The organism is Flaviaesturariibacter aridisoli, assembly GCF_004343705.1.
GTDB classification, from domain to species: domain Bacteria; phylum Bacteroidota; class Bacteroidia; order Chitinophagales; family Chitinophagaceae; genus Flavisolibacter; species Flavisolibacter aridisoli.
Window position 1 is genome coordinate 1 of record NZ_SKFH01000008.1, and the last position, 25,036, is coordinate 25,036.

26 protein-coding genes and 2 tRNA genes are annotated in these 25,036 nt (G+C 58.8%); 19 read left to right on the forward strand and 9 right to left on the reverse strand.

Annotation, left to right across the window (positions count from 1 at the left end; translation table 11 throughout):
* Positions 1–390: 390 nt before the first annotated feature.
* Entirely contained in the window at positions 391–1,158 is a 768-nt protein-coding gene (locus tag E0486_RS06875) for a DUF6261 family protein (protein ID WP_131851415.1), read from the reverse strand.
* Positions 1,159–1,651: 493 nt separating this feature from the next.
* Between E0486_RS06875 and E0486_RS06880 the strand changes: the two genes are divergently transcribed.
* The 7 genes from E0486_RS06880 (at position 1,652) to E0486_RS06910 (ending at position 8,207) form a co-directional block, all read left to right on the forward strand.
* Positions 1,652–2,935, forward strand: coding sequence for an AAA family ATPase (locus tag E0486_RS06880; RefSeq protein WP_131851416.1), 1,284 nt, complete (start codon positions 1,652–1,654; stop codon positions 2,933–2,935).
* Positions 2,922–3,671, forward strand: a complete 750-nt coding sequence (locus tag E0486_RS06885; protein WP_165917228.1) for an RloB family protein — start codon at positions 2,922–2,924, stop codon at positions 3,669–3,671. Before E0486_RS06880 ends, E0486_RS06885 begins: the two co-directional genes overlap by 14 nt.
* A 12-nt stretch (positions 3,672–3,683) precedes the next feature.
* A complete protein-coding gene (locus E0486_RS06890; protein WP_131851418.1) occupies positions 3,684–4,088 on the forward strand; it encodes a ribosomal maturation YjgA family protein in 405 nt (134 codons plus the stop codon).
* Positions 4,089–4,190: 102 nt separating this feature from the next.
* A complete protein-coding gene (locus E0486_RS06895) occupies positions 4,191–6,164 on the forward strand; it encodes a M1 family metallopeptidase (RefSeq protein ID WP_131851419.1) in 1,974 nt (657 codons plus the stop codon).
* Between the two features lie 485 nt (positions 6,165–6,649).
* Positions 6,650–7,108, forward strand: a complete 459-nt coding sequence (locus E0486_RS19325; RefSeq protein WP_131851420.1) for a helix-turn-helix transcriptional regulator — start codon at positions 6,650–6,652, stop codon at positions 7,106–7,108.
* A gap of 92 nt (positions 7,109–7,200) precedes the next feature.
* Entirely contained in the window at positions 7,201–7,701 is a 501-nt protein-coding gene (locus tag E0486_RS06905; RefSeq protein ID WP_131851421.1) for a DUF4199 domain-containing protein, read from the forward strand.
* An 89-nt stretch (positions 7,702–7,790) separates the two neighbouring features.
* Complete coding sequence (locus tag E0486_RS06910) at positions 7,791–8,207, forward strand: VOC family protein (protein ID WP_207906213.1); 417 nt, start codon at positions 7,791–7,793, stop codon at positions 8,205–8,207.
* 163 nt (positions 8,208–8,370) lie between these two features.
* Here E0486_RS06910 and E0486_RS06915 read toward each other — a convergent pair whose 3' ends face one another.
* From E0486_RS06915 to E0486_RS06925, 3 genes are all read right to left on the reverse strand, one after another.
* Positions 8,371–9,468 carry a metallophosphoesterase gene (locus E0486_RS06915; protein WP_131851423.1) on the reverse strand — a complete coding sequence of 366 codons (1,098 nt, stop codon included), beginning with the start codon at positions 9,466–9,468 and terminating at the stop codon, positions 8,371–8,373.
* Positions 9,469–9,606: 138 nt separating this feature from the next.
* Positions 9,607–11,145 carry an alpha,alpha-trehalase TreA gene (gene treA, locus E0486_RS06920; RefSeq protein WP_131851424.1) on the reverse strand — a complete coding sequence of 513 codons (1,539 nt, stop codon included), beginning with the start codon at positions 11,143–11,145 and terminating at the stop codon, positions 9,607–9,609.
* 88 nt (positions 11,146–11,233) lie between these two features.
* On the reverse strand, positions 11,234–11,614 hold the full coding sequence (locus E0486_RS06925) for a RidA family protein (RefSeq protein ID WP_131851425.1): 381 nt from the start codon (positions 11,612–11,614) through the stop codon (positions 11,234–11,236).
* Between the two features lie 68 nt (positions 11,615–11,682).
* Here E0486_RS06925 and E0486_RS06930 point away from each other — a divergent pair, with 68 nt between their 5' ends.
* Entirely contained in the window at positions 11,683–12,285 is a 603-nt protein-coding gene (locus E0486_RS06930) for a 3-hydroxyacyl-CoA dehydrogenase family protein (RefSeq protein ID WP_131851426.1), read from the forward strand.
* An 84-nt stretch (positions 12,286–12,369) separates the two neighbouring features.
* Here the strand turns inward: E0486_RS06930 and E0486_RS06935 are convergent, their stop codons facing one another.
* The gene (locus tag E0486_RS06935; protein ID WP_131851427.1) at positions 12,370–12,723 is read right to left on the reverse strand and encodes a LexA family protein; all 354 of its coding nucleotides are present in this window, start codon (positions 12,721–12,723) and stop codon (positions 12,370–12,372) included.
* A 74-nt stretch (positions 12,724–12,797) separates the two neighbouring features.
* On the opposite strand from E0486_RS06935, the gene E0486_RS06940 reads away from it, so the two are divergent.
* A complete protein-coding gene (locus tag E0486_RS06940) occupies positions 12,798–13,409 on the forward strand; it encodes a 2'-5' RNA ligase family protein (RefSeq protein WP_131851428.1) in 612 nt (203 codons plus the stop codon).
* On the opposite strand, the gene E0486_RS06945 is transcribed toward E0486_RS06940, so the two are convergent.
* The gene (locus tag E0486_RS06945) at positions 13,374–14,117 is read right to left on the reverse strand and encodes an SOS response-associated peptidase (RefSeq protein ID WP_131851429.1); all 744 of its coding nucleotides are present in this window, start codon (positions 14,115–14,117) and stop codon (positions 13,374–13,376) included. The two genes, E0486_RS06940 and E0486_RS06945, sit on opposite strands and share 36 nt — an antisense overlap.
* Positions 14,118–14,140: 23 nt before the next feature.
* Here E0486_RS06945 and E0486_RS06950 point away from each other — a divergent pair, with 23 nt between their 5' ends.
* A complete protein-coding gene (locus tag E0486_RS06950; RefSeq protein ID WP_131851430.1) occupies positions 14,141–15,256 on the forward strand; it encodes a PA0069 family radical SAM protein in 1,116 nt (371 codons plus the stop codon).
* Positions 15,257–15,324: 68 nt separating this feature from the next.
* On the opposite strand, the gene E0486_RS06955 is transcribed toward E0486_RS06950, so the two are convergent.
* Positions 15,325–15,807, reverse strand: coding sequence for a hypothetical protein (locus E0486_RS06955; RefSeq protein WP_131851431.1), 483 nt, complete (start codon positions 15,805–15,807; stop codon positions 15,325–15,327).
* Positions 15,808–17,013: 1,206 nt separating this feature from the next.
* Between E0486_RS06955 and E0486_RS06960 the strand changes: the two genes are divergently transcribed.
* The 8 genes from E0486_RS06960 (at position 17,014) to E0486_RS06995 (ending at position 22,895) form a co-directional block, all read left to right on the forward strand.
* Positions 17,014–18,111 carry a slipin family protein gene (locus E0486_RS06960; RefSeq protein WP_131851432.1) on the forward strand — a complete coding sequence of 366 codons (1,098 nt, stop codon included), beginning with the start codon at positions 17,014–17,016 and terminating at the stop codon, positions 18,109–18,111.
* 48 nt (positions 18,112–18,159) lie between these two features.
* Positions 18,160–18,231 (forward strand) — tRNA-Lys (locus tag E0486_RS06965).
* Positions 18,232–18,235: 4 nt separating this feature from the next.
* Positions 18,236–18,308: transfer RNA gene (locus tag E0486_RS06970), tRNA-Phe, on the forward strand.
* 97 nt (positions 18,309–18,405) lie between these two features.
* Positions 18,406–18,822 (forward strand): hypothetical protein, encoded by a 417-nt coding sequence (locus tag E0486_RS06975; RefSeq protein ID WP_131851433.1) that lies wholly within the window; start codon positions 18,406–18,408, stop codon positions 18,820–18,822.
* Between the two features lie 13 nt (positions 18,823–18,835).
* Positions 18,836–19,906 (forward strand): AAA family ATPase, encoded by a 1,071-nt coding sequence (locus E0486_RS06980; RefSeq protein WP_131851434.1) that lies wholly within the window; start codon positions 18,836–18,838, stop codon positions 19,904–19,906.
* Positions 19,907–19,987: 81 nt separating this feature from the next.
* A complete protein-coding gene (locus E0486_RS06985) occupies positions 19,988–20,470 on the forward strand; it encodes a ribonuclease H-like YkuK family protein (RefSeq protein ID WP_131851435.1) in 483 nt (160 codons plus the stop codon).
* A 71-nt stretch (positions 20,471–20,541) separates the two neighbouring features.
* On the forward strand, positions 20,542–21,996 hold the full coding sequence (locus E0486_RS06990; RefSeq protein ID WP_131851436.1) for an RtcB family protein: 1,455 nt from the start codon (positions 20,542–20,544) through the stop codon (positions 21,994–21,996).
* A 395-nt stretch (positions 21,997–22,391) separates the two neighbouring features.
* Positions 22,392–22,895, forward strand: coding sequence for an asparaginase domain-containing protein (locus E0486_RS06995; protein WP_131851437.1), 504 nt, complete (start codon positions 22,392–22,394; stop codon positions 22,893–22,895).
* Positions 22,896–22,919: 24 nt separating this feature from the next.
* On the opposite strand, the gene E0486_RS07000 is transcribed toward E0486_RS06995, so the two are convergent.
* A complete protein-coding gene (locus E0486_RS07000) occupies positions 22,920–23,366 on the reverse strand; it encodes a DUF1569 domain-containing protein (protein WP_131851438.1) in 447 nt (148 codons plus the stop codon).
* A 102-nt stretch (positions 23,367–23,468) separates the two neighbouring features.
* A complete protein-coding gene (locus E0486_RS07005; protein WP_131851439.1) occupies positions 23,469–24,047 on the reverse strand; it encodes a type 1 glutamine amidotransferase domain-containing protein in 579 nt (192 codons plus the stop codon).
* A gap of 112 nt (positions 24,048–24,159) precedes the next feature.
* Between E0486_RS07005 and E0486_RS07010 the strand changes: the two genes are divergently transcribed.
* Positions 24,160–24,975: an N-acetylmuramoyl-L-alanine amidase gene (locus tag E0486_RS07010; protein WP_131851440.1), complete on the forward strand. Its 816-nt coding sequence runs from the start codon at positions 24,160–24,162 to the stop codon at positions 24,973–24,975.
* The last annotated feature ends 61 nt before the right edge of the window (positions 24,976–25,036 follow it).

Here is a 25,036-nt window from a genome sequence, read left to right on the forward strand (position 1 = left end):
GCGGCGCGCGCCGCTCGACGCCCCGCTGCGGGGCTGGACATCGGCGCTGGCCACCGGGGTGCGCACCGACGGGGTGCTCCTCGCTGCCCAGCTGCTGGTGGCCGCCCTGCTGTTGTATATCCTGGTGCGCTGGCTGCGCGGTGCGGCCCGCAGCTGAATGCGATTGCCGGGCTTCCGGGCTCCCGGGGCTATTGCAATCGTCCGAGGGGCGGACCGCAAGGCGCTACGAATATTGGTCGAAGGACCGCGGATTCGAGGAATACGTGGAGGTGGTGGAGGGGAGTTGTGAAGCGTTGGTGCGGGTGTTGCGGGCGCATGGAGCGGATCATTAATACCCTACAAAAGAGGCCACCCAATGGGTGGCCTCTTTTGTGTCACGGGGCGCGGGCATCAGGCGCCCGCCTGGGCTTCTGCTTCGGCTTCTAATGCCGTGCCGCGGGCGCGGATGATGTTGCGGAATTTCTCGGTGTGCGCATTTACGGCGGCGATGACCTCGGGCCAGGGCGCAGCACCTTCGGCTACATCCAGCTCCACCTCCAGCTTGTGCAGGAGGTTTTCATACACCTCGGGGACCGCGTTGCGGAGGTCTTCAAATGTGTACTCGCTCGTTGCCTGTGAGCGCAGGATCGTGCGCTGCAGGTAGTTGTCGTTGAAGTCGTTGTTGATGGCAGCGAGGTCGTCGCTGAAATGCGCCGCCGGCAGCAGGAGGGCGGCATCGGCGGCGCCGGGTGCGGTGCGGAGGTCTTTCAGGATGCCGTTGATGGCGGACGTCTGGTCGTTGTATTCGAGCCGGCGGACATCACTGGGCGTAGGGCCGTATTTCTTGAACAGGTTTTGCAACAGGAGCGCAGCCGCCCGCTCACGGGGTTTCAGCTCATTGGCCGCATAGGCGTCGAGGAGCCAATACAAGCCGCTCAGGATGCCGTCGCGCAGGGCATCGAATCGGGCGATGGCGTCGGAAAGCTGCGAGTCGGTGCTTTGCTTGTGCACCAGTTCCATTTGCGCCACCTTGGTCCGAAGCTGGTCGATAAGGGCGGCGAGCTTCACCGAGGGGGCGGGAACGAGGCGCAGGATGAGGGTGACAAGGCCTTTGAGAAACTGGATCAGTTGTCCGTTGTGGAGCCGGGCGAGGCTCAGGGATGTGGTTTTGGTTGCCATAAAATGTTTGATTTAGTTTATTTAAGCTAGGCAAAAGGACGGTTCCCAGCAAACTATTTTCGGTGCAACTGATAATCAATCGGTTCTGTATGACCGCTAGCGCCCAACGGCTGTTTTTTGCCGCTGCGCGCTGCAGCAGCCCGCCAACGATCGTTTTTTCGTTGCTGCACGCTGCAGCAGCCTTCCGATAGCCGTTTTTTGCCCGCTGCACGGTGCACGAAGCTTCCGACGTTCGTTTTTGGGCGCTGCACGGTGCAGGAAGAAAAAAACGGGTGTTTTTTGGGTGCTGCAGCGTGTAGGAAGGGAAAAACGACCGTTTTTGCGCTGCTGCCTTGTGGAGGGGTTCGGCGGAAGCTGGAATCTGCAAAAAGAGAGCGGAAACTGCCCATCATGAGACAGCGAATCGGAGAATTTGCTTAAAATCTGCAAATAATCGAAAAAATATGTTTGTGGCTTCGGCGCTCCTACTACCTTAGCAGGTATAACCCATCCTATGTTTATTGATTTCAGTGTCAAGAATTTCCGTTCAATCAAGGACTTGCAGACGATCAGTTTCGTAGCGACGGGACTAAAAAGCCCGGAGCAATATGTAGAAGTGGATCGGAACAATATAGTTAACGAGGGCGAGTTGCGATTACTGAAAACGGTTGGGATTTATGGGGCTAATGCGTCAGGAAAGAGCAATGTGGTGCTAGCATTAGATCGATTCATGGAAGCTATTTGGAGCGAGGCGAGCACTGAATCAAATCTGGACGAATTATTTCAGCCTTTTCTTTTTCAAACTGACAGGGAGAATACGGATATTTTTTTCCAAGTTAATTTTCTACTCGAAGGGAAAAAGTATAGATACGGGTTCACGGTTAAAAAGAATATGGAATACGATGGCGATAATAAAAATAGTCGCCATATTATTTCCAGTGAGTGGCTTTTCGGGCCGAAAGAGAAAAATGTTGTCCCTCTTTTTACAAGAAAAGGACTTGAAATCAAAAAGGATAAACTAGCGAATCATGAACGTATTCCCCCTTTGCAATATCCGCACACTCTTTTTCTGACTCATGCTTCTGCGTTTGATCGTGAGAGTATTTGTACGGAAGTGAGAGAATTTCTCAGACTCTACACTTTATCGAATGTCAACTTCAAGGAGCTAGCGCTCTTCCGAAGGAGTGCATTAAATCTTATTGAAGATGAGGGACGGAAGGAACCATTTCTTGCGATGATGTCAGCCTTCGGACTGCCTTACGACGATGTTATCGTGGAGCGTGGTGGCGATGATGATTCTAAGGTTGTGTCGTTGGATAAGATTTTTCTAACTCGAAATGTGGTTGCTTCGGATGGTAAGGTCTATCCGGTAAAATTGAATTTAGGAACAACCGAGTCGGAGGGCACTCGTAAGCTTTTCGATTTATTAGGGCTGATTTATCGCGCTTTTGATTCTGTCGATCCAGCCATGTTTATTTTGGATGAGATCGATAGCAATTTCCATCCTAGCCTTTTGATTCATCTTCTAAAGATGTTCAACAATCCTGAGATAAATAAGAGTAATTCTCAGTTGTTATTCACAAGTCATGATACAAACTTGATGTCGCCATCAATTATGCGTAGGGATCAATTCTTCTTTGCGGAAAAGCTGGATGAGGCAACGAAGGTTTTTAGTCTGTCCGACTTAAGGGGTATTCGAAATGATGCGGATTTCGCCCGTATGTATCTTTCTGGACTGTTGGGGGCAAAGCCAATTTTGCACGACTATAAATTTATTGATAGCGATGGAAGTAATTGAACCTTGGGATCTACAGGCTGATTCAGTTAGAAGTTCGGATACTGTTAATAATGTTATCATTTTCTGTGAAGATGATGCCGTTGAGCCAACTTACTTTCAGGACTTTGGTACCCCTAATTTGCATGTCAGTATTAATAGGAATTACAAGCAGCATCACTTTCATGTAGATGCCGTTGTAGAACATTTTCGGGCAATAGGAATGTTGGAGTTTGTAGACGGTGTAGAACGTTTGAAAATTGATGAAGGGAGTTATGTGTGGTGTGTTTTCGATCGAGATAAAGCCCCGGATAAAGCCGACGCGGCTTTCAATTTATCTATAAGGAATGCGGAAGATATGGGCGTTCGAGTTGCTTGGAGCAATGATAATTTCGAGCTTTGGCTCCTACTACATTTTGAAAATGTTCCTTTGGATAATCCAACTTTTGAACATAGGGATACTTATTATGGTCGTTTGACTGAAATCGTTGCTGAAGGGCCAGCTGTTAATTCTGCACATCAGGCAATACTAAATCAAATTGCAGCTGGCGCTCCAACGTACAGTTATTACAATTGGATGAAGAGTGAGTCAAATTTTAAAAATGTTACTAGACATTTATTAACGGGTCTCACATCCGATGCCATACAACGGGCAAGGGCCTTACACGATCATTTCTCAACGCCAGCAAGACCACCGCACCAAATGATGCCGTGCACGCTGGTCTATCAATTGGTAGAGCAATTACTGAGCCTGCAATAATAACTTGTAAGCATGAGGCAGGCACTCACCTTCCGCCCCCGCTACTTCCTCCTCGCCCTCCTCCTCTTCCTCATCGAAGTACTCATCGCCCTGTACGTCAACGACTGGCTCATCCGCCCCTATGGCGGCGACTACCTCGTGGTGACCCTGCTCTACTGCGGGCTGCGGGCATTCGTCAACGTGACGCCGTGGAAGGGCGCGCTCGCCGTGCTGCTGTTTGCCTACGCCATCGAAACAGCGCAGTATTTCGAGCTCGTGCGGCACCTGGGTCTTTCCCATAACCGCGTGGCCCGCACCGTTATCGGTACCGGCTTCGAATGGAAGGACCTGCTGGCGTATACGCTGGGCATCATCACGGTGCTGCTGCTGGAATACAGAGTGCCCGTCACCCTTCGGCTGCGCTCAGGGCGACAGTAAGCTTTACGCCGGAATCTGAAATCCTAAATCTGAGATCAGACATCCGGCATCCGATAGCTCCCGTGTGGTTTCTCCCTACCTTCCGCTTCTATTTATTTCCATATGAACAAACGCTTTCTTGCCCTCGCGGCCCTGCTCTGGTCGGCCGTTGCCCTGGCCCAGGATCCGGATACGGCCGCACCCGCTGCCGCCGCACCCTCGCGCTACGACCACCATGCCGTCTTCACCCCCCATTTCTATCCCTGGCCCGGCAACGAGGTACGCTCCGCTTCCGGCGCGCCCGGACCGAAGTACTGGCAAAACCGCGCCGACTACAACATCGGCGTGACCCTCGACACCGCCCGTCATTCGGTGGGCGGCTCGGCCACGATCACGTATACCAACAATAGTCCGGACGCGCTGCCCTTTCTCTGGCTGCAGCTCGATCAGAACATCTACCAGGCCGGCTCCCGCGCCACCGCCACCACCACGCAGGCCGGCGGCCGCTGGGCCAACCCCGCCTTCACCGCCGGCGATTCGCTGCTGAGCGTGCAGCTGGATATGGGCGGACAAAAAGGAACGCCGCAATACAGCATCACCGATACCCGCATGCAGGTGTTCCTGCCGCAGCCGCTGGCGCCCGGCGCCAAGCTGAGCCTGACGGTATCCTACAACTTCAGCATCCCCGAGCGCGGCACCGACCGCATGGGCCGCATGCGCACCAGCAATGGCTGGATCTACGCCATTGCCCAGTGGTTTCCCCGCATGGCGGTTTACGACGACATCTACGGCTGGAACACGCTGCCCTACCTCGGCGCCGGTGAGTTCTACCTCGAATACGGCGACATCACCTACAGCATCACGGCGCCGTCCAACCTCATCGTGGCCGGCTCGGGCACGCTGCTCAACGAAAGCGAAGTGCTCACCGCCGAGCAGGTGGCCCGCCTCGCGCAGGCCCGCAATTCGGACAAGACCGTCGCCATCCGCGCCGCCAAGGAAGTGACCAGCAAAAGCTCGCGCCCCACGGGTGGCTCGCTGACCTGGCGCTTCCGCATCGATAACGCCCGCGACGCGGCCTGGACCGCCTCGCGCGCTTTCGTGTGGGACGCCGCCCGCATCAACCTGCCTTCGGGCAAGAAGGCCCTGGCCCAGAGCGTGTACCCCGTGGAAAGCATCCGCAAGGACGGCTGGCAGCGCGGCACCGAGTTCACCAAGGCTTCGATCGAATACTACTCCAACCAGTGGTTCGAGTTTCCCTACCCCGTGGCTACCAACGTGGCCTGCAACGTAGCCGGCATGGAATACCCCGGCATCGTATTCTGCAGCGCCGGCGACTCGGGCGGCGACCTCTGGGGCGTAACGGACCACGAGTTCGGCCATACCTGGTTCCCGATGATCGTGGGTTCCAACGAGCGCAAGTATGCCTGGATGGACGAAGGCTTCAACACCTTCATCAACGACGGCTCCACGAAAGCCTTCAACAAGGGTGAATTCGCCGGCACCGCGATCGGCTCCGGCGACGAGATGAACCAGTACATTTTCAGCGGCCATATGGACCCGCTGTGGACGGTGCCCGACGTGGTGCAGCAGTCGAATCTGGGCATCACGGCCTACTTCAAGCCGGGGATGATGCTGACGGCGCTGCGCGAGGTGGTGCTCGGCCCCGAGCGCTTCGACCGCGCCTTCCGCACCTACGTCGCGCGTTGGGCCTTCAAGCACCCCACCCCCTGGGATTTCTTCCATACGATGGAGAACGTGAGCGGTGAAGACCTCGGCTGGTTCTGGCGCGGCTGGGTGTTCGACAACTGGCAGCTCGACCAGGCCGTGACCGGCGTCAAGTACAACAGCAACGACCCGTCGAAAGGCGCCTCCATCCAGATCGAGAACCGCGGCGAGATGGCCATGCCGGTGCCGGTGCTGGTCAAGGAAAGCAACGGCAAGACTCATCGCCTCACCCTGCCCGTGGAAGTATGGCAGCGCGGCGGCAAGTGGGCCTTCACCGTACCCAGCACGAGCAACATCACCGAGGTCACCATCGACCCCGACAAGAAGCTGCCGGATGTGAACCGCAAAAACAACAACCTGAAGCCGTTCTGATAGCGTGCTGATGTGTTCATTAATAAATGCCCCCGCCTGAACGGGGGCGTTTGCTTTTGGAACGCGGAGAAAGTAAGAATACATTTGGCCACGGAGGTTGGGGCGATGCAGAGAGGAGTTCTAGGGCTGGCGTCTCAACTGTCTGTACGAATCGTTTCTCAGGCTGGCGATCGTAGTTCAAGCCTCCCGCAAGCGGAACATGCGCGAAGGCCGCACTAGAGGTAGTGACTCTGACGTGACATTTTCCTGCGTAAACATTCTGGTTTCGTTCAGTCCACGAACTGTTGGAGTGCCTTCGCGAATGGATCGCCTTGCGATCCGCTCTAACTACGAAAGGCAAACCGTTACGAAGGGGACAAAGTGGCATTCAACTATGGACACAACATCGCGGCCTTCTCCACCTCTGCGCTCAAATATTTTCTTCTTGTCTTGGCGTTAAAGAATCCGGGACCACCCTCCTTCTGCGAATTTTCTAATTTCGGTGCATGCGTCCGGTGATTGTTGGTTTTGGTTTGTTGATCCTGTGCCTGCTCCTGTTCTTCCGGATCGCGGAACTGCAGGTTTGGCAGGGGAATGTGCGGCTGGAGGTAATCGTGGCGGTGGCGGCGGTGCTGTTCTTTTTCATCGGGGTGTATTTCAACCGGAAGGCGGAAGGACCGGCTGCTAAGACCGGTACGTCCGGAAGCGATGTGCCCGCTGCGCCTGCGGAAGGGTCGACGCCGGTAGCGGCCGCAGAGGCCGCGCGGGCTGCCGGGCTCACCGGGCGCGAGCTGGAGGTGCTGCAAAAAATGGCCGAAGGCCTCAGCAATGCCGGGATCGGCGCGGCCCTCTACCTGTCGGAAAGCACGGTGAAGACCCACGTGTCGAACATCCTCTTCAAACTCGATGCCCCGCGGCGCGGTGCGGCCGTGCAGGCCGCCCGCGCCCGCGGAATCCTTTCCTGACGCGGAAATCCTACTTTCGTAGGAGCGAAATCCTCCTTCCGTACGAGGCCCCGGCCCCCCGGGAAGGCTAGGTTTGCATCAAAATTACTGCTATGAAAAAAGTGTCTTTCCGCTACGGCTCCTTCGGTCTCCTAGTCATTATCCTGCTCAGCGCGCTCTCGATGAGCCTCCTCGGCTGCGACCACCCCTACAGCGAAGCGGCCGGTTACCTTACGATCCTGTTGTCGATGGTCTTTGTATTTTTCGGGCTCCGGCACTTCCGCAACGAGGTCAACGGCGGCTACCTCGGTTTCGGCCAGGGCATGAAGGTCGGCGGGCTGATCGTGCTCGTTCCGGCGGTGGGCTTCGGGCTGTTCGATATCCTTTACACCCGCGTGATCAACCCCTCCTGGAGCGCCAACTATACGGCCCGGATGACCGCCAACATGGACGCGGCCCAGAAGGAGGCCTTCGCGAAGCAAATGGCGCTATTCTCCAACCCGCTGTTCGAGTTTGCCCTGATGACCGCCACGGTGCTCATCGTCGGCGTCATCGTCACCATCATCTCCACGCTCGCGCTGATGCGGAAGCCGAAGAAGCAGTTTGTCGTTTGAAGTTTTTGGTTTGTAGTTTAGCTTGAACGCGGCAGCGCCGGCATTACTTACCGGCGTTGTATGCATTCGATGTACCCAAAATAAACATGATGAAAAAAGTGACCGGATTAGGCGGAGTGTTCTTTAAAGCAAAAGACCCCGCAGCCCTGCAGGCCTGGTATGAGCAGCACCTCGGCCTCAAGAAAAGCCCCTTCGGCGTGCTCTTCGGCTGGCGCCCCTTCGACAAGCCCGGGGAAAAGGCCTGTACCCTGTGGACGCCCTTCAAGGAGTCTACCGATTACTTCGGATCAGGAGACCAGTCGTTCATGATCAATTACCGCGTGGAGAACCTGGAAGCCCTGCTCGCGGAGCTGCAGGCCGCCGGCGTGACCATGGCGGGCGAGATGCAGACCTACGACTACGGCAAGTTCGGCTGGATCATCGATCCCGAAGGCCGTAAGATCGAGCTCTGGGAGCCCATCGGCGGCACCTTCGGCGATATGGCGCAGGAGCATTCGATTTATTAGGACAGAGCCCCGGCCCCTGTCCCCCGAAGGGGGCACTTAGGAGGGTCTTTTCTTCTGCGTTCCAGATATTCCTAAAGCAGCGTGTTTCAGTAAGAAGCCTCGATCGCAAAGCGATCGGGGCTTCTTCGTTCCCCTTCCCCTCGGGAAGGGGGTAGGGGATGGGCTAGGGGGCTATACATCGGTGCAACTCCTCCAGCGGCGACTCTTCCAGCACGTCGCGCATTACCCCGCTTCCTTCGCGGCGCCATTTAACCAGGCGCAGCTGGCCCCCTTCGATCTCGATCCCCGTGATCTCGCCGTCGGAGAAGCAGCAGCAGCCGCTGTTGAAATAAGTAGGCTTCAGCTTCAGGTAATCTTCGGAAAGATGGCTGTATTCAAACTGCCGCTTGCGGATCTCGGCCTCGATGGCCGGCACCGAAGGATCGTTGTCGGCGCGGGCGTACAGCAACTGTCGATACAGCCGCTCGATGTGCGTGAGCGATTCGAATACGGGCTGGTGCGTGTGCCCGGTGATGAGCAGCAACCCGGGTTGCTGTGCGCTCCATTCGTACATCAGCGTGTTGTGGAGCGTCTTCAGCGTGGTGTCGTAGGCCGGCGTGTTGGGGTTGATCTGGAGCCAGCTTTGAAAGGGCGCCCAGATGCGGGCCACGAAGAATTTGCTGAACCAGTTTCCGTCGCTTACCTCGTCGCCCTGGTGGCCATGGGTGCAGAAGATCTCGAGCGGCCCGTTGGCGGTTTCGGTACGCAGCAATACACCCTCGTAAATGGGCACCGCGGTGCCGAAGGCGGCCTTGAGGTAAACGGGCGCCAGCGGATCGTTGTCCCACAGCAGGTCGTGGTTGCCAAAGATCTTGGTAAAGGCGCCACGGTCCTGGAACAGCCGCTCCTTTTCGAAGGTGGCGGCCTGCGCCTTACTCACGGCGAGCCAGCTGTTTTCCCAGAGCTCCTCGCAATCGCCGAGGGCGATGTAGTGATAGCCTTCGCGGTTGTAATGCTCCAGCGCGGCGAGGTAGGCCGGCTCGCATACGGTGAAGTCGTCGGCACCGTTGCGCGTACCCTTGTGTTGGTCGGAAAAGATGATGAACTTCCCGGCGTCGCGGCTGAAAGGCAGCACGAGCCCTTTTTTAAAGGACCCTTTGCGCAAGCAGTCGAGCAGCTTCGAGAGGGCGGCAAACACGCGTTCCTTGTTGGGTGCCGACGAGTATCTGGCGGAGAGCCGGAGGACGGGTTTCAAGAGAATACGGCGGAGGAGTCTACGCATAAGTCACATTCGGAACGTCATTGCGAGCGAAGCGAAGCAATCTGCTGCCCTTCGGCTCAGCAGCCTTGCGGGCACCCAAAACGTGGGTAAGATTGCTTCGTAGGCCGGCGCTTCACGCCGTCCGCCTCGCAATGACGGTTAATCGAGAGAATATTTCTTCATCAGGGCGAGCAATACCCCGTTCGTCCAGCCGAAGCCGTCCTGCGCCGGGTATTCGCCGCCGCCGCCGGGTTTGTTGGCGTGCACCACGTCGTATTTCTCGGTGAGCTTGCCGGTTTGGCGGAACACGCGCAGGTTGAGGGCTACCCAGCGGCCGGCGATGTTGCGGGCAAGGGCCTTTTCGCCGTAGCGCTCGAGCCCGGCCACCGTCACCCACTGCAGCGGGGCCCAACCGTTCGGCGCGTCCCACTGCTGGCCGGTATACCGAAGGGTGGTCACGACGCCACCGGGCTTGAGAAACTGCGTCTGGAGCAGCTTCTTCGCGGCGCGCATCTGCCCCTTGTCGGCGATGCCCAGGAAGAAGGGAAACAGTCCCGCGAGCGTGGGCACATGCCCGGCGCGCTTCGTGCGCGTGTCGAAATCCATATACCAGCCGCGCTGCGGCGACCAGCAAAACGTGCGGATGGCGCGGCTGCGGGCGGCCGCATGCGCCTCGAAGCGGCGGGCCGAATCGTTGAGTCCTTTGAGGCGCATCGCTTTGGCGATGGTTTGCTCCAGGTGCACCAGCAGACAGTTGAGATCGACGGGCCCGAGCTCGGTGGTATGAATGGTTTCTAGGGTCTTGCCGTCGCTGAACCAGCGGCTGCTGAAGTCCCAGCCGCTTTCGGCGGCGGAGCGCAGCTCGCGGTACACGCGGGGGCGCTGTGCTTCGGGGAAGTGGGCGGCGGTCTTCACGTCTTCGGTCCAGGCTTCCTGCCGCGGAATGTCGCGCTCATCCCAGTAGCGGTTCAGCAGCGATCCGTCGCGCATCCGGACCACGTGCTTCGTGTCGGCGGTGCTGTCCATCCAGTAGCGCCATTCCTTGTACAGCTGTGGCAGTAGATCCGTATAAATACGGTCGCCGCGAATGCCGGCCAGCAGTTCCACCATGAGGCTGAAGAAGGGCGGTTGCGAGCGGCTCAGGTAGTAGCTCCGGTTGCCGTTGGGAATATGCCCGTAGCTGTCGATAAGCCAGGCAAAGTTGCGCACCATGTGTTCGATGACGCTGTCTTCGCCGCTTTCCCTGAGGCCCAGCATCGTGAAGTAGGAATCCCAGTAATAGATCTCGCGAAAGCGACCGCCGGGTACCACGTAGGAGTGGGGCAGGGGCAGCAGGGAGGATCCAACGGCGGCGGTGTCGGCGCGCCGGTGCAGTACGTGCCACAACCGATTGATATGAACCTCCACATCGCTTTCGGTCGATTCGTAGTCGGAAAGCGGCTTCTGCGGCAGGTGAAAGTTTTCTTCCACGAAGCGCTCCAGGCTGAAGCGGATGGCGGGGTTGTTGCGCACCGCCTCGTAGTCCCGCCGGATGTCGGCGGGCGCCCGTTTGGGGAGCGCATCCACGAAGGTCTTGCTGTCGGCAAACAGGCCGCTTTGCTGCACATCGAAAAACAGCGCGCCGTACAGCTGGTCGGGAGTTTCTTTGTTCTGGGCCATCAGGGTGAGGGGCAACAATAGGAGGAGAAGGAATCGCATGGGAAGTAGTTTACAGTTTATCGTTTGCAGTTTGAAGTTGGCTTCCGGGTACAAGAACTATAAACGATAAACTTCAAACGGTAAACTTTCACGCGCCGGCGATCACGGAGATTTCCACATTCACGAAGCGGGGTAATGCGGATACCTGTACGGTTTCGCGGGCGGGAAAGGCGTCATCGAAATACTGGCCGTAGATCTCGTTGACTTCGGCAAAGCGGTTCATATCGGTCAGAAAGATGGTCGTCTTCAATACGTTTCCAAAGCCGAGTCCGGCTTCCTGGAGAATAGCTTTGAGGTTGGCCATCACCTGGTGGGTCTCTTCCTGCAGCGAGGCATTCTTCAACGCGCCGGTGCCGGCGTCGAGGCAGATCTGCCCGGAGACGAAGAGGAGGTCGCCGTAACGGACGGCCTGGTTGTAAGGCCCGATGGGGGCGGGGGCGTTGCTGGTATTGAGGATCTTCTTTTCCATCCGCCGAATATCCGGATAAATCATTCCCGGCCGCGCAGAAATTTGCCGCGATCACCTAGGTTTGCGCCATGCAAATCCTGCTCCTGGGCGCGGCCGGCCGGCCCGCCGGCTGGCCTTCCGATACCGATGGCATTCAGTGGATCCAGACACCCGAAGAAGCGCCCGCCGGCGCCCTGCTCGTCGACCTGCTTTTCGACGGCAGCCCCCTGCGCGTGAGCCAGCTGCGGGCACACCCCGGGCCGGTGTGGGTGAATGATGTGCCCGGCGCCACCGCCGGCAGCGACGCCTTTGTGCGCATCAACGGATGGAATGGGTTCGGTGCCGCGCCGCTACTCGAAGCGGCAGCTCCCGAAGCGCTGCGCGCCGGCGCGGAGGAAGCCGCGGCGCTCCTCGGCAAAAAGATCGAATGGCTGCCCGACGTTCCGGGCTTCGTCAGCCCACGCGTCATTGCCGGCATCATCAACGAAGCTTACCACGCCCTGTCCGAAGGCGTCAGCAGCAAAGAGGCGATCAATACGGCCATGAAGCTCGGCACCAACTATCCCCATGGCCCTTTCGAATGGGCTTCGATCATTGGCCTGAAAAACGTGGCGCAGCTGCTGGAAGCGCTCGCGAAGGGGAATGAGCGCTATGCGCCGAATGAGCTTTTGCTGAAGGAAGCGACGCGTTAGCGCCATTGCCGGGCATACATACCGTCCGTTCGCGCTACCGCTTTGCTCCAGCCCTCGCAATAACGGGCCTCGCCTGCCTTTCTTTTACACGTGGTGGATGACAAACGTCACCACGCCCCAGATCATCTTTTCCGAAAAATTCTCCAGCGCGATAGGCGCCAGCTGCGCCTCGGGCAGCAGGCGCGCGCGGTGCTCGCCCTGCCTTTCCAGGCGGCGGATCAGCAGCTCCCCGTTGACCGAGGCGATCACCACCTTGCCGCTCACCGGTTCCAGTGAACGGTCCACGATCACTACATCTCCCTCCCGGATGCCCGCGCCGCTCATGGCATCGCTGCGCACGCGCAGGAAAAAGGTCGTCGCCTTGTTCCGTACCAGCTGCTCGTTGAGATCGATGCCACGCCCGGTAGGGGTGGGGAAAAAGTAATCGTTGTCATCCATAACAAAAAATTTCGTTTGCTAAAATTCTGGGTAAATTTATACTAATTAATTTAGCAAAAAGCAAACCAACGTCTATGGATACCCCAGCTCCCGCTCTTCCCGGTTACCGCGTTCACGAATACCGCCTTGTGCTGGCGCTGCCCGATCCGCTCCGGGAGCGCATTGCGCATTTACGCGAACGCCTCCACGAGCGCCACCGCGTGAAACCGCCCTTCGACCTGCAGCCTTCGCTGACGGTGCTGCAATGTCATGCCTTCGAAAAATCCGAGCCCCGCTTTCTTGAGCGCCTGCAGGAAGTAGCACGCGGGCTCAGTCCCTTCAAGGTGGAACTCGAAAACTTCGCGGCCTACCCCTCGCACACGATCTACATCCACGTGCCCACGCGCCGTCCCTTCCAGGAGCTGTCGCGGGAATTGAAAAAGCTGCAGTGGCTGATGAACATTCCCGGGCAGGAGCCGCACTTCATCACGGAGCCCGAGCTCATCCTGGCGCAGCGTCTGAAGCCGATGCCCTTTATCGGGATGTGGATGGAATGCGAGCACAGCGAATTCAGCGGCCGCTTTATGGCCGACCACCTGGTGCTGCTGCGCCGCCATGCCGGCATCGGTCACTGGGAAGTGCTGCGCCGCCTCGACCTGCTGGAATTGCCCTCAGCGGTCAAACAGGGATGCCTGTTCGGAGGATGAACCCAGCTCGGGGTAATCTACCGGCGCCAGCGTAGCCTCGTGGTTGCTGTCGGCACCCGGCCGGCCGATGGAGCGATCGATCGTGTGGGCCTGCAGGAAGCCTTCGGGGCAGGGGCAAAGCAACTCCTGGACCTGCTCCTTCGCCAGCTCGGGGTCGAGCCAGCGGCTCCAGGCTTCACGCGGGAGGATCACCGGCATCCGCTGCTTCGTGTTGTGGATGCGGGCCATAAAGGGATTGGCCTCGGTGGTGAGAATGGAAAAGGTGCGGTACAATTCACCCGTTTCCGGCTCGGTCCAATGGCTGTAGATGCCGGCGAACGCAAAGAGCTCGTCGCCCTGGGCGCGAACGAAATGCGGGTACTTCTTTTTCTGGTATTCCATCCATTCGAAGAAGCCGTCGGCGAGCACCAGGCAGCGCCGCTTGGGGATATAATTCCGGAAGGACGGTTTCTCGAAGACCGTCTCCGCCTTCGCGTTGAGCGTCTGGGTCCTCAGCTTTTGCGCCTCGGCCAGTCCGGCCGTCCAGTGCGGGATGAGGCCCCAGCTATAGGCCTGCACTTTGCCCGGTTCCTGCGACGTGATCACCGGCATCAGCGGAAAGGTAAAACCGTTGGCGTGGTACACGGGCTCGAAGGGCATCTCCCATTCCGCGGCGATCAGCTGGAGTACCTGCGCCTGCTTCTTCGTAATTGAATAATGATAACACATCGACCTAAAGTTAGAACAGCTTCATGACACGAAACAACCTCCTCCATACGAAGAACGATCTCGGCAAGATTGCACAAAACGAAACCGAAGATCCGTATGTCAAAGGGCGCGGTGCCCAGTTCAATACCGCCAACCGCTTCGACCGGACGCAGTACAGCACCGCGCACGTGGAAGGCATCGATGAATGGGTGGAAGCATCGGTACAAACCCAGTTCATCGAAGTGCAGGCCAAAACGCTGGTCAACAAGGTGGAGAGCCCCGACGTGGGCATGCTCTACAGCATGAATCCTTACCAGGGTTGCGAGCACGGATGCATCTACTGCTATGCGCGCAATTCCTTTGAATACCTCGGCTTCAGCGCAGGCCTCGACTTTGAAAGCAAGATCCACGTGAAGCAAAATGCCGCGCAACTGCTGCGGCAGTTCCTGCAACACCCGAAGTGGACCTGCGTACCTCTGAGCCTCAGCGGCAATACCGACTGCTACCAGCCCGCCGAGCGCCGCTTTCGCCTCACACGCAGCTTGCTGGAAGTGTGCCTCGAATTCAACCAGCCGGTGGGCATCATCACCAAGAACGCCGGTGTGCTGCGCGATGCCGACCTGTTGCAGCAACTTGCTGAACGAAGGCTCGTGTCGGTGATCATGACCATCACCTCGCTGCAGGAAGACCTCCGCCGCGTGCTCGAGCCGCGCACCACCACCGGCGCGCAGCGGTTGCGCACCATCGAAGGCCTCAGTAAAATCGGGGTGCAAACGGGGGTGATGCTCGGCCCGATGATCCCCGGGCTCAACGAGCAGGAAATGCCCGCCATCCTGAAAGCCGCAAGCGAAGTGGGCGCCACCTTTTCCGCCTATACGTTCATCCGGCTCAATGGCGCCGTGAAGCTGCTTTTCCACGACTGGCTCTACAAGAATTTTCCCGACCGTGCCGACAAGGTGTGGCACTTCATCGAGTCGGCGCACGGCGGCCGCGTCAACGACAGCGAGTTTGGAAGGCGCATGCGCGGCGAGGGGAATATCGCGCAACTCGTGGCCGATCAATACAAAGCTTATACGCGGAAATACGGCTTTCACCACGAACGCCTGGGCCTCGATTGTACGCAGTTTCGCCGGCCCGGCGAGCAGATGAAGCTTTTCTGAAATGCAGGGGCGGGGAATATTCCGGCTGAATCCGAGATCAGAGATCCGAAATCAGAGATTAGAAATTTCTAGTCGCCCTGGCGCATCCGCGGGCGTTCCTTCGGCCGGATGCTGATCACGTAATGACTTTGTCCCGCAACGGTTTCGATCGCGATGAGGTATTCGCGCGATGAATAGGTTTCAATGCGCTCGCCGGCTTCGTCTTTGGAGGGCAGCGCGTTGAAGGATCCGTCTTCGGCGATCTGCCGGCGGATGGCCGCAAAGTTGTCGGTGCTGCGGGTGCCGTATTGAAACATCATCGCTTCGTTGCCCGAGAGGCTTACGAAGACCATTTCGGTGAAGCGGGTCTTGCTCTTGTCGCGGTCGCCCATGAGCACGGCGTTGCCGTCGTCGGTGCGGCCGCGCACGTTGAAGCCGCGCTGGCGGATGTAGCGGAATACGAAGGCGGTGTCCTTGCGGCTTTCGGAAAGCTTGAGGAGATCGGTAAGCGTCAGGCGCTGGGCGGAAGCGCCGCCTGAAACGAGGAGGAGCAGGAAGAGGATCTTTTTCATAGCGACAGCACTAAAGGTACGGCTTTCCATCCCGGGCGGCTTTCCCTGCTTTTCGGGAACATTACATTTCACATTTTCTTGCCGACCGTAGAAATACGGACAAGCGATTTTGCATTGCTGATGCAAAAATATTTTCAGCGATTTTTTTGCTTGTTCGAAAAAAGCGTCCCTACTTTGCAGCGCAAACAAAAACGCATACATCGTGAACCGCTATCAACTCCATACAATCGAAATGAAAAGCTTCGCACCCCTGGGTGAGAGCTTTGGCGGGGACTGTATCGCGGTCTGGTAAAAACAACTACCGAAACGCATTATACAAAACCCCGCGGCGCCTGCAGCGGGGTTTTTTCTTGTTGCTGCCGCCCGGTCGAAATAAAGAAACGCGCACGCTAAAAATGAATTTGTGTAAACCGAATCGTACATCAGCCATCCAGGGACCCATAGGTCTGCCCACGGAGTTTCGCGCTGCATTCCGCAGCCTGCGCAGCCGCCTGGCCACCCTATGCCCCAACGCGGAGACCATTCCTCCTTTCTGCTAGCCGCAACGGCTTCGGAAGGCCCGGTCCCCGCACAGGACCGGGCTTTTTGTTACGCTAAACCCGAAGCCATGAAATTTCTCCTCATCACACTCGCCATTACCGCGCTGTTCCGCTACCTGCTGCCGGAACGCACGGGAAAAACATAAGGCCCCCGGGCCAAAAAGCTTCCCCAACGGGAAGACAGGTATCCCGTCGGAGATCCAAACCAAGGTGAGGGTTTCCAACGCCCCGCAGTGCGGCCCGCATCGGTTGCCGTATGCTGTTGCCTCCGAGGCGGTACCTGCCAACCACTGCCGCAAGGCAGACTCGTGTTGCGGGTTCGAATCCCGTTTCCACTTCGGGTGGAATAGCTCAACGGTAGAGCAGGGCACTGTTAACGCTCGATGGAGCCGGCCGCTCCCAAAACAGGCCAGCCAAATAAAAGCACGGTTCGCAAACCGGTTGTGCATCGCCGTTAGCAGCGATGATGCAGCACTCCGGTAGCAGCCTGTAGCCGGTAGGCAGCCCGGCGCCGCACGATCCGCCTCGCAAGCTTACCCGCAGCTCCAGCGCTGCGGCGCTTCCAGAGCCGCTTCACAACGCGCCCCGCTGCCGCCGTCTCCGCCGCCACCCGAGGGAAAGCGAGCCGTGCTTTTTTAAACAACTGAAACGAATAAAAACGATAGCAATGAAAAAGGTACGGATCGCTGCCGTGCAGGCAGCACTGGTTTTTCGCCACGGTGTATACCAGCGCCTCCTCACCGAGGGCGTATACTGGCTGTGGGGCGCCGACACCGCGCAGGTGTTCGACAGGGGCCAGCCCTTTGTTCCGGGCATGGAGCTGAACCTCCTCCTGGCGCACGAAGACCTGGCCCGGGAACTGGAAGTAGTAGAAGTAGCAGGGCACGAGATCGTGCTGCAATACAGCGATGGCGTGCTGAACACCGTGCTGACGCCGGGCCGCTACGCCTTCTGGAAGGGTGTGCTGCGCTACGACTTCGTGCGGGCCGACCTCTCGAAGATCGCGATCACCGAGCCCATCGACCGCACCACGCTCGGACATCGGCTGGTGGCGCCCTTCGTGCGCAGCTACACCGTGGAAGCCTTCGAGCGCGCCGTGCTCCTTGTAGACGGCAAGTACGCCGGCCTCCTCGACAGCGGCACCTACCAGTGGTGGAAGAACGCCATCACGATCCAGGTAGCGAAGGTGGATACGCGCCTGCAGCAGCTCGAGCTGAGCGGCCAGGAGATCCTGACCCGCGACAAGGCGATGCTGCGGATCAACGCCTTTGCACAGTACGGCGTGACGGACGTGGAAAAGGCGCTCCTGCACAACAAGGAACACGAGCGGCAGCTCTACGTACAGGTGCAGCTCGCCCTCCGCGAATACATCGGCGGCTACTCCCTCGACGAGTTGCTCGAAAAGCGGGCCGACCTCGTAGAATCGGTGCTCCGCTCGGTGCAAACCGCGGCCGCAACGCTCGGTGTGGAAGTACGGCACTTCGGTATCCGCGACATCATCCTGCCGGGGGATGTAAAGGAGATCCTCAACAGCATGCTGCTGGCGGAGAAGAAAGCACAGGCCAACAGCATCATGCGCCGCGAGGAAACGGCGAGCACGCGCAGCCTGCTCAACACGGCCAAGCTGATGGAAGAAAACAGCATGCTGTTCAAACTCAAGGAGCTCGAATACGTGGAGAAGATCGCCGACAGGATCGGCAGCCTATCGGTGAGCGGCAACAGCCAGCTCCTCGAGCAGCTGAAGGCCCTGTTCGTGCCGAAATAAGAACAACCAAGACCGGGAAGCGACTTCCCGCCTCCCGGTCTTTTTTACTGGCCTGTAGCTCAATGGTAGAGTACGCGCCTCTTAAGCGTGGGGTTGTGGGCTCGCGTCCCACCGGGCCAACGAAGGACAAATAGCTCCAATTGGTAGAGCAGCGGATTGAAGCTCCGCCCGTGCAGGTTCGAGTCCTGCTTTGTCCACTGATCAAACCGGTAGCGGACCGGGGTGCCAGGGGCACTGAAAGTCGAAAATGGATGAACCGGCCGCCGCACGGCCACAATCAAAAAGGAGGCGTTTATGCTTTGGAAATTATTCGGCCGCCGGATCAAAAGCCCGGTAGGCCTCTTCAACGGACCGTTCTTCGACGTGCGCACGGCCTACGTGCTCCGTTTCGATCGCTTGCCCTCGGTAACGGGCGTGGGCGAGATCGACGGCGGCAAGGCCTACGCGCACCTGCGCGCCGCCCTTGGGCCGCGTGTGCGGAAGACCTGGCAGCACAGCTACTTCGATCGCTCGGAAGATGGCGTGCGCTTCAACGTCACGATCCTGGAGCTCGACAACCGGTCGATGCTGGAGATCGGACCCGCCTGGGTGGAAGTGTTGCACGATGGCGACTTCCACTGGGCCAACACATTGGTTACGGAGCTGGCCGCCTTTCGCGATCAGCCCAAAGAAACAAGCATCGGCTTTGCCCGCAGCAGGTCGATGAATTAAAATGCAGACAGACATGCAACATTTAATTGACCAGAAAACGGTCAGCATCAACGAAGCGCTGGGCGATTATTTTCCCGACAGCCGCGCCTTTTACCTCGCGCACTTCGGGCGGATACCGAGCCGGCATTTTATTTCCGGCGTCAGCGGCGACCGACTGGTGACCGCTTTCCGAGAAGCGTTCGGGTCACTGATCGCCGACACCTACCAGAATCAGTGGTACGACGGCAAGCGCAAGCGCTACGAGCTCGACAAGACGCTTTTTGTGCTGCACAACGGTTGCGTAGTGGAGATCGCGCATTACTGCGAAATCCTGCACAACGGTAGCCAGGAAGCTTTTATAGCCGACTGCACCCGGCTGGCAGGCAAATACCGCGAACGGGAAAAGCGGCAGCCACAGGAGATCAACCTCATCGTGCGGGGCGAGTACGGACTATCGCTCAAGTCGATGGAGATCAAGCGCACGCGGCTCGACACGACGCTGTTTTACGAAGACGACTTCGCTCCCGTAGATTCCGTGATCCGGCAACGCCTGCGCCAGAAGAACGACAAGGGGATCGTGCTGCTCCACGGCCTGCCAGGGACTGGTAAGACTACGTACCTGCGCTACCTGGTAGGGCAAACCAAAAAGCGCGTGCTCTTCCTGTCGCCTTCGGTGGCGGGCAACTTGATGGATCCCGACTTCATCGACCTGCTGGTGGACAATCCCAACACAGTGCTGGTGATCGAGGACGCAGAGAACGTGCTGATGGACCGGCGCGCCGGCCCCCATGCCGGGGTGTCGAACCTGCTCAACATCTCCGAAGGGCTGCTGGCCGACTTCCTGAACGTGCAGCTCATCTGCACCTTCAACAGCCCGGTGGCGCTCATCGACGCGGCGCTGTTGCGGAAGGGTCGCCTCATTGCCCGCTACGAATTCGGGAAGCTGGGCGTGGACAAGGCGCAGCGGCTCAGCGATGCGCTCGGCTTCGGCAGCCGTATCACGCGGCCCATGACGCTGGCGGAGATCACGACGCAACATGAGCCCGCGCCACCCGAAATGCGTACGGAGGTGATCGGCTTTAGGCGGTTCGCGCTCGAGAACTAACCTCACCCCCGACCCCGCTCCGGGCGGAGCGGGGAGTGCTTCACGTAAAGACGCACCAGGTGCGTCTCAAAACAAACGACAATGGAACAAAACCAATGGCGGCGGCTGGATGGCAGGACCATCCAGTTGCCCATCGATGAAGAAGTGCGGCGGGCCCTGCTCCGCGAAGGAGCTGCCGGCCACGAACTCAGCGTGAGCATCGGCTCCGACAGCCAGGTGAAGGGCGGCACGATCGTGTTTGCCACGGTGATCGTATTTCTGCGGAAAGGCCGTGGTGGCTTCTTCTTTATTCAGAGCGACAAAGCCGAGCGGCGCATGACCGTCAAGGAGCGGATGCTCGAAGAGGTAACCCGGGGCATCGAAACGGCATACGAATTGGCGCCCGTCTTTGCGAAATACGGCGTGCCGCTTGAAGTGCATGCCGATATCAACCCGGACCCGAAGTTCAAAAGCAACGAGGCTTTCCGGGAGGCAATGGGATACATCATGGGCATGGGCTTTTCCTTCCGGGCCAAGCCGAACGCCTTTGCCGGCTCCAGTTGCGCAAACAAAGTAGTACAATAACGTAACGCGTATACCGTGGCCGTGAGCATTTCGCTGGCGGCTTACCGGTTGCGGCTCGAAAAAAAAGTAAAATGGCAAAATTGAAAATGACCGGAAAGGAGCTTCGCGGCATCGGTTACCCAGAGTCGCCGGTGATCTCGATGGCCATGGGGCTGATGGAAAAGCACTACAAGCATTCCTCGCTCGATGAGGCGTTGAAGATCCTTTCGAATATCAAAGAAGCGCCGGCCGACTACCTGGAGCACCCGGTGCTGGGCAAGATCGCGGCGCAGCTGCTCCCGAAGCCGGCAGCGGAAGGCGCCGAAGTGTCGCTCAATTCGAGCGGCATTACGTTCTCCGTGTTCGGATCCGAAGGCATCGAGGCCGGGGCGCTGCACCAGATGTACACCGCGGCCAAGCTGCCCGTGGCGGTGGCGGGCGCCCTCATGCCCGACGCGCATTCGGGCTACGGCCTGCCTATCGGGGGCGTGCTGGCCACCGACAACGCCGTGATCCCCTATGGCGTGGGGGTAGACATCGGCTGCCGGATGTGCCTCTCCGTGTTCGACTTGCCCGAAAAGGACCTCGAGGCGAAGACCGGGTTTTTCGCACGCACCATCCAGGAGAATACCGTCTTTGGTTCGGGCGGTCAGCTGGCCCGGGCCGCCGACCACGAGGTGCTGCACAGCAACCTGTTCAACGAGATCGGCCTGCTCAAAGGGCTGCACGGCAAGGCCTGGAAGCAACTCGGCACTTCGGGCTCGGGCAACCACTTCGTGGAGTTCGGGGCGGTCACCGTAGACGAGTTCGACCCGGTGCTGGGCGTACCGGCGGGCACCTACCTGGGCCTGCTGTCGCACTCGGGCTCGCGGGCGCTGGGGGCAAACATCGCCAACCACTACACGAAGCTGGCCAAACAAAAGCGGCGCCTGCCGGCCGAAGCCTCGAACCTGGCCTGGCTGGGACTGGATGAAGCAGAAGGCATGGAGTACTGGCTGGCGATGAACCTGGCTGGCGACTATGCCGCGGCATGCCATCATGTGATCCATGAAAAAGTGGCGCGGGCCCTGGGCCGCCGGCCGCTGCGGCGGGTGGAGAACCACCACAATTTCGCCTGGAAGGAGCCGTGGGAGGGGCGCGAGGTGATCGTGCACCGGAAAGGCGCCACCCCGGCGGGCGCGGGCGTGCTGGGCATCATCCCCGGCTCGATGACCGCCCCCGGCTTTATTGTAAAGGGCAAAGGCGAGCCGGCCTCCGTGCATTCGGCTTCCCACGGCGCCGGCCGGCGGATGAGCCGCACCGCGGCCCTGCAGTCGATCTCCCACGCCGCGCTGCAGGAGCAGCTGCGCGCGCAGGGAGTGACCCTGCTCGGGGGCGGGCTCGACGAGGCACCGATGGCGTATAAAGACATCCACGCCGTGATGGCCGCCCAGGAGGCGCTGGTGGAAGTGCTGGGAACCTTTCAGCCGCGCATCGTGCAGATGGATGGTACGCCGCCGAAGCCGTGGATGAAGAAGGGAAAGGGGGAGGAAGTGCCGGGAGCGTAAGTCGGGAAGCCGGAAGTCGGATCTCGGAAGTTGGTTTTCGCCGGTCACTTCCAACTTCACACTTCCGGCTTGCTTACTTAAAAAAAGAAACTCCTGTAAAAACAGGAGTCGTCACCTAAACCAACTGCATGTTGAGAAAGGGACAATGCCAGGAAGGCATTATGTATCTCGAGCAGAGCTACGAAGGTGGGGTTTTCCGGTGGATAATGCGTGCTTTTTTTTCGCCGATTGATTTATTTAGTTGTTAAGACGCCCAATTGGGCGGATGGGCTGTTCCTTTTGCCTGAGTGTAAGGCGTTTAGAAGCCGGGGAAAAACTCCCGGGAGGGGAGGCGGCGGTCCGAAAAAAGACGGCGCGGGTCCACAATCCTTATTTTTACCGCAATTCGCGCAACTATGGCCATTCGCATTTTCGTTACCGGCGGCACCTTCGATAAGGAATACAACGAGCTGACGGGTCAGCTGTTCTTCAAAGACTCGCACCTGCCCGAGATGCTCCAGCTGGGGCGCAGCCGCGTGCCGGTAGACATCCGTACGCTGATGATGATCGACAGCCTCGAGATGGAAGACCTGGACCGCGAGCTCATCGTCCGGCACTGCCTCGAAGCCGAGGAGCAGCAGATCATCATTACCCACGGTACCGACACCATGGCCGAAACCGCGGAGCTGCTCGCCCGCGCGGTGTCGGGCAAGACCATCGTGCTTACCGGCGCGATGATTCCCTACAAATTCGGGTCTTCGGACGGGCTGTTCAACCTCGGCAGCGCCGTAGCTTTTGTGCAAACACTGCCCGAAGGTGTATACGTGGCAATGAACGGCCGCGCTTTCAAGGCCGGAAATGTGAAGAAGAACAAGCTTACCGGGGAGTTTGGTCCCCTGTCCCCGGAAGCGGGAACCTGATTGGAGCTGTGCTTGCAATAAGGGCTACACGCCGAATTGCCGCAGGTGGTGATCGAGGTGCTTCCACGCGAGGCGGCTCCAGTCCTGGGCACTCATTTTACCGAAAAAAGGATGATGCGGTGCATGCAGCAGGATGCTGCTGCCCGAAAAGCGCTCGATCAGTGCCGCCAGCCGGTCGCGCTCGGTGTCGAATTCGTGGTCGTCGGCCACTACGAACTCGCGTGCCGTGGGCAGGCCCTGCGGCCAGGGTTTGTCGGAAAAAAGCTTACGCTTTGCTATGCGTCCGAAAAGCAGGCCTGCAAAACTTTGCTTCAGCTTCAGCTCGCCGAAATACACGGTGAAAGGCGCCTGGCAGTGCCGCAGCATCTGGGCAGCGCTCATTTTACCCCAGCGGGGCGGTTGGCCGGGCTCGAGGCTATAGAGGCGCTCCAGTATTTGCGAAACGCTCCCGGAATCGAAGAGATCGTTCATGCGATGGCTTTGGTTTGGGGAACGTCAAGATATGGCATTTGACGGCACGGCCAAAAAAAAAGGGCCGCCCCACGGGCAGCCCTTCTTCCGTAGGAATACGGTCTATGCATCGTGTCGCGTATACTGGCCGGTGGTGGCGTGCTTGCCTTCGGCGATCTCCTCGAGCATCTTCTTGTTGAAAGCCGGGATATCCTCTGGACTGCGGCTCGTAACGAGCCCATTGTCGGTCACCACTTCCTTGTCTTCCCACAAGGCACCGGCATTCACCAGGTCGGTGCGCACCGATGGGTAGGAGGTAAGGGTGCGTGTGCTGATCATCCCGGTTTCGATGAGCAACTGCGGGCCGTGGCAGATGGCTGCCAGCGGCTTGCCTGATTCCAGGAAATGCCGCGCAAAGTCCACCGCTTTCGGGTTGGCGCGCAGCTGGTCGGGGTTGAGTACGCCGCCGGGCAGCAGCAGGGCGTCGTAGTCTTCGGGATTGGCGCTGTCCAGCTGGCGGTCTACAGGCAGCTCGATACTCCAGTGGTCGTGGTTCCAGGCCTTCACCTTTTCTTTCTGCGGCGACACGATGTGCACTTCGGCGCCCGCTTCGCGCAGGGCTTCCACGGGTTTGGTAAGCTCTACTTCTTCAAAGCCGTTTTCGGTAAGCACGGCTACTTTCTTTCCATTCAACTTGGGCATGATCGATAAAATTTGGTCCGCCCGAATCCCGCAAAAAGGGAGCCATTGCTGCAGCCCTATCTTTGTTGCGAACGGCCCGCGGTGTGGGCCGGAGTATCTTCAACAGTTGCCCATGAAACGCCTGCCGCTGCCCCTCTTTTTGCCGCTTCTCGTATTGGTTCTCTGCTGCAACCGCAGACCCTACGCCGCCACCAACAAGCAGTACCGCAGCACGGCGAAGAAATACGCCCGCGAGCTGGAGGGCAACCCGGCCGGCCAAACGATGGCCACGGCCGAGCCCTGGGTGGGCACCATCAACTTCAACCTCCGCAAGCCCAACATCGTGGTGCTGCACCACACGGCACAGGGAAGCTGCGATACCACGCTCCGTACCTTCACGCTCGAGCGCACGCAGGTGAGCGCCCACTACGTGGTGTGCCGCGAGGGACTGGTGCACCATATGCTCAACGATTACCTGCGCGCCTGGCACGCCGGCGCCGGCCGCTGGGGCAACCTCCAGGATGTGAACTCCTCGTCCATCGGCATCGAGATCGACAACAACGGGGTGGAGCCCTTCAGCGAGGCGCAGATCGCCGCCACGCTGCAACTGCTCGATACCCTGAAACGCAAGTACAACATCCCGGCAGCCAACTTCATCGGGCATGCCGACGTGGCGCCGACGCGCAAGAACGACCCGAGCATTCTTTTTCCCTGGAAGCGCTTTGCCGACGCCGGTTACGGCCTCTGGTGGAGCGACACCACGGGCGTACAAGTGCCGGCGGGCTTCAATGCCCTCGACGCCCTGCGCATCGTGGGTTACGACGTGCGCGACAGCAGCGCCGTGTTCAGCACCTTCCGCCGCAAGTACCTGGCCGTAGAGCAAAAGGGATCGCTGAGCGAACCTGAAAAGAAGGTGCTTTATACCCTGTACAGAAAGTTTCTCCAGTAAACTGGAAAGTAAGCAAGTGGGAAGTCGGAATTGCAATGCCCACTTTGAACTTCCGACTTTA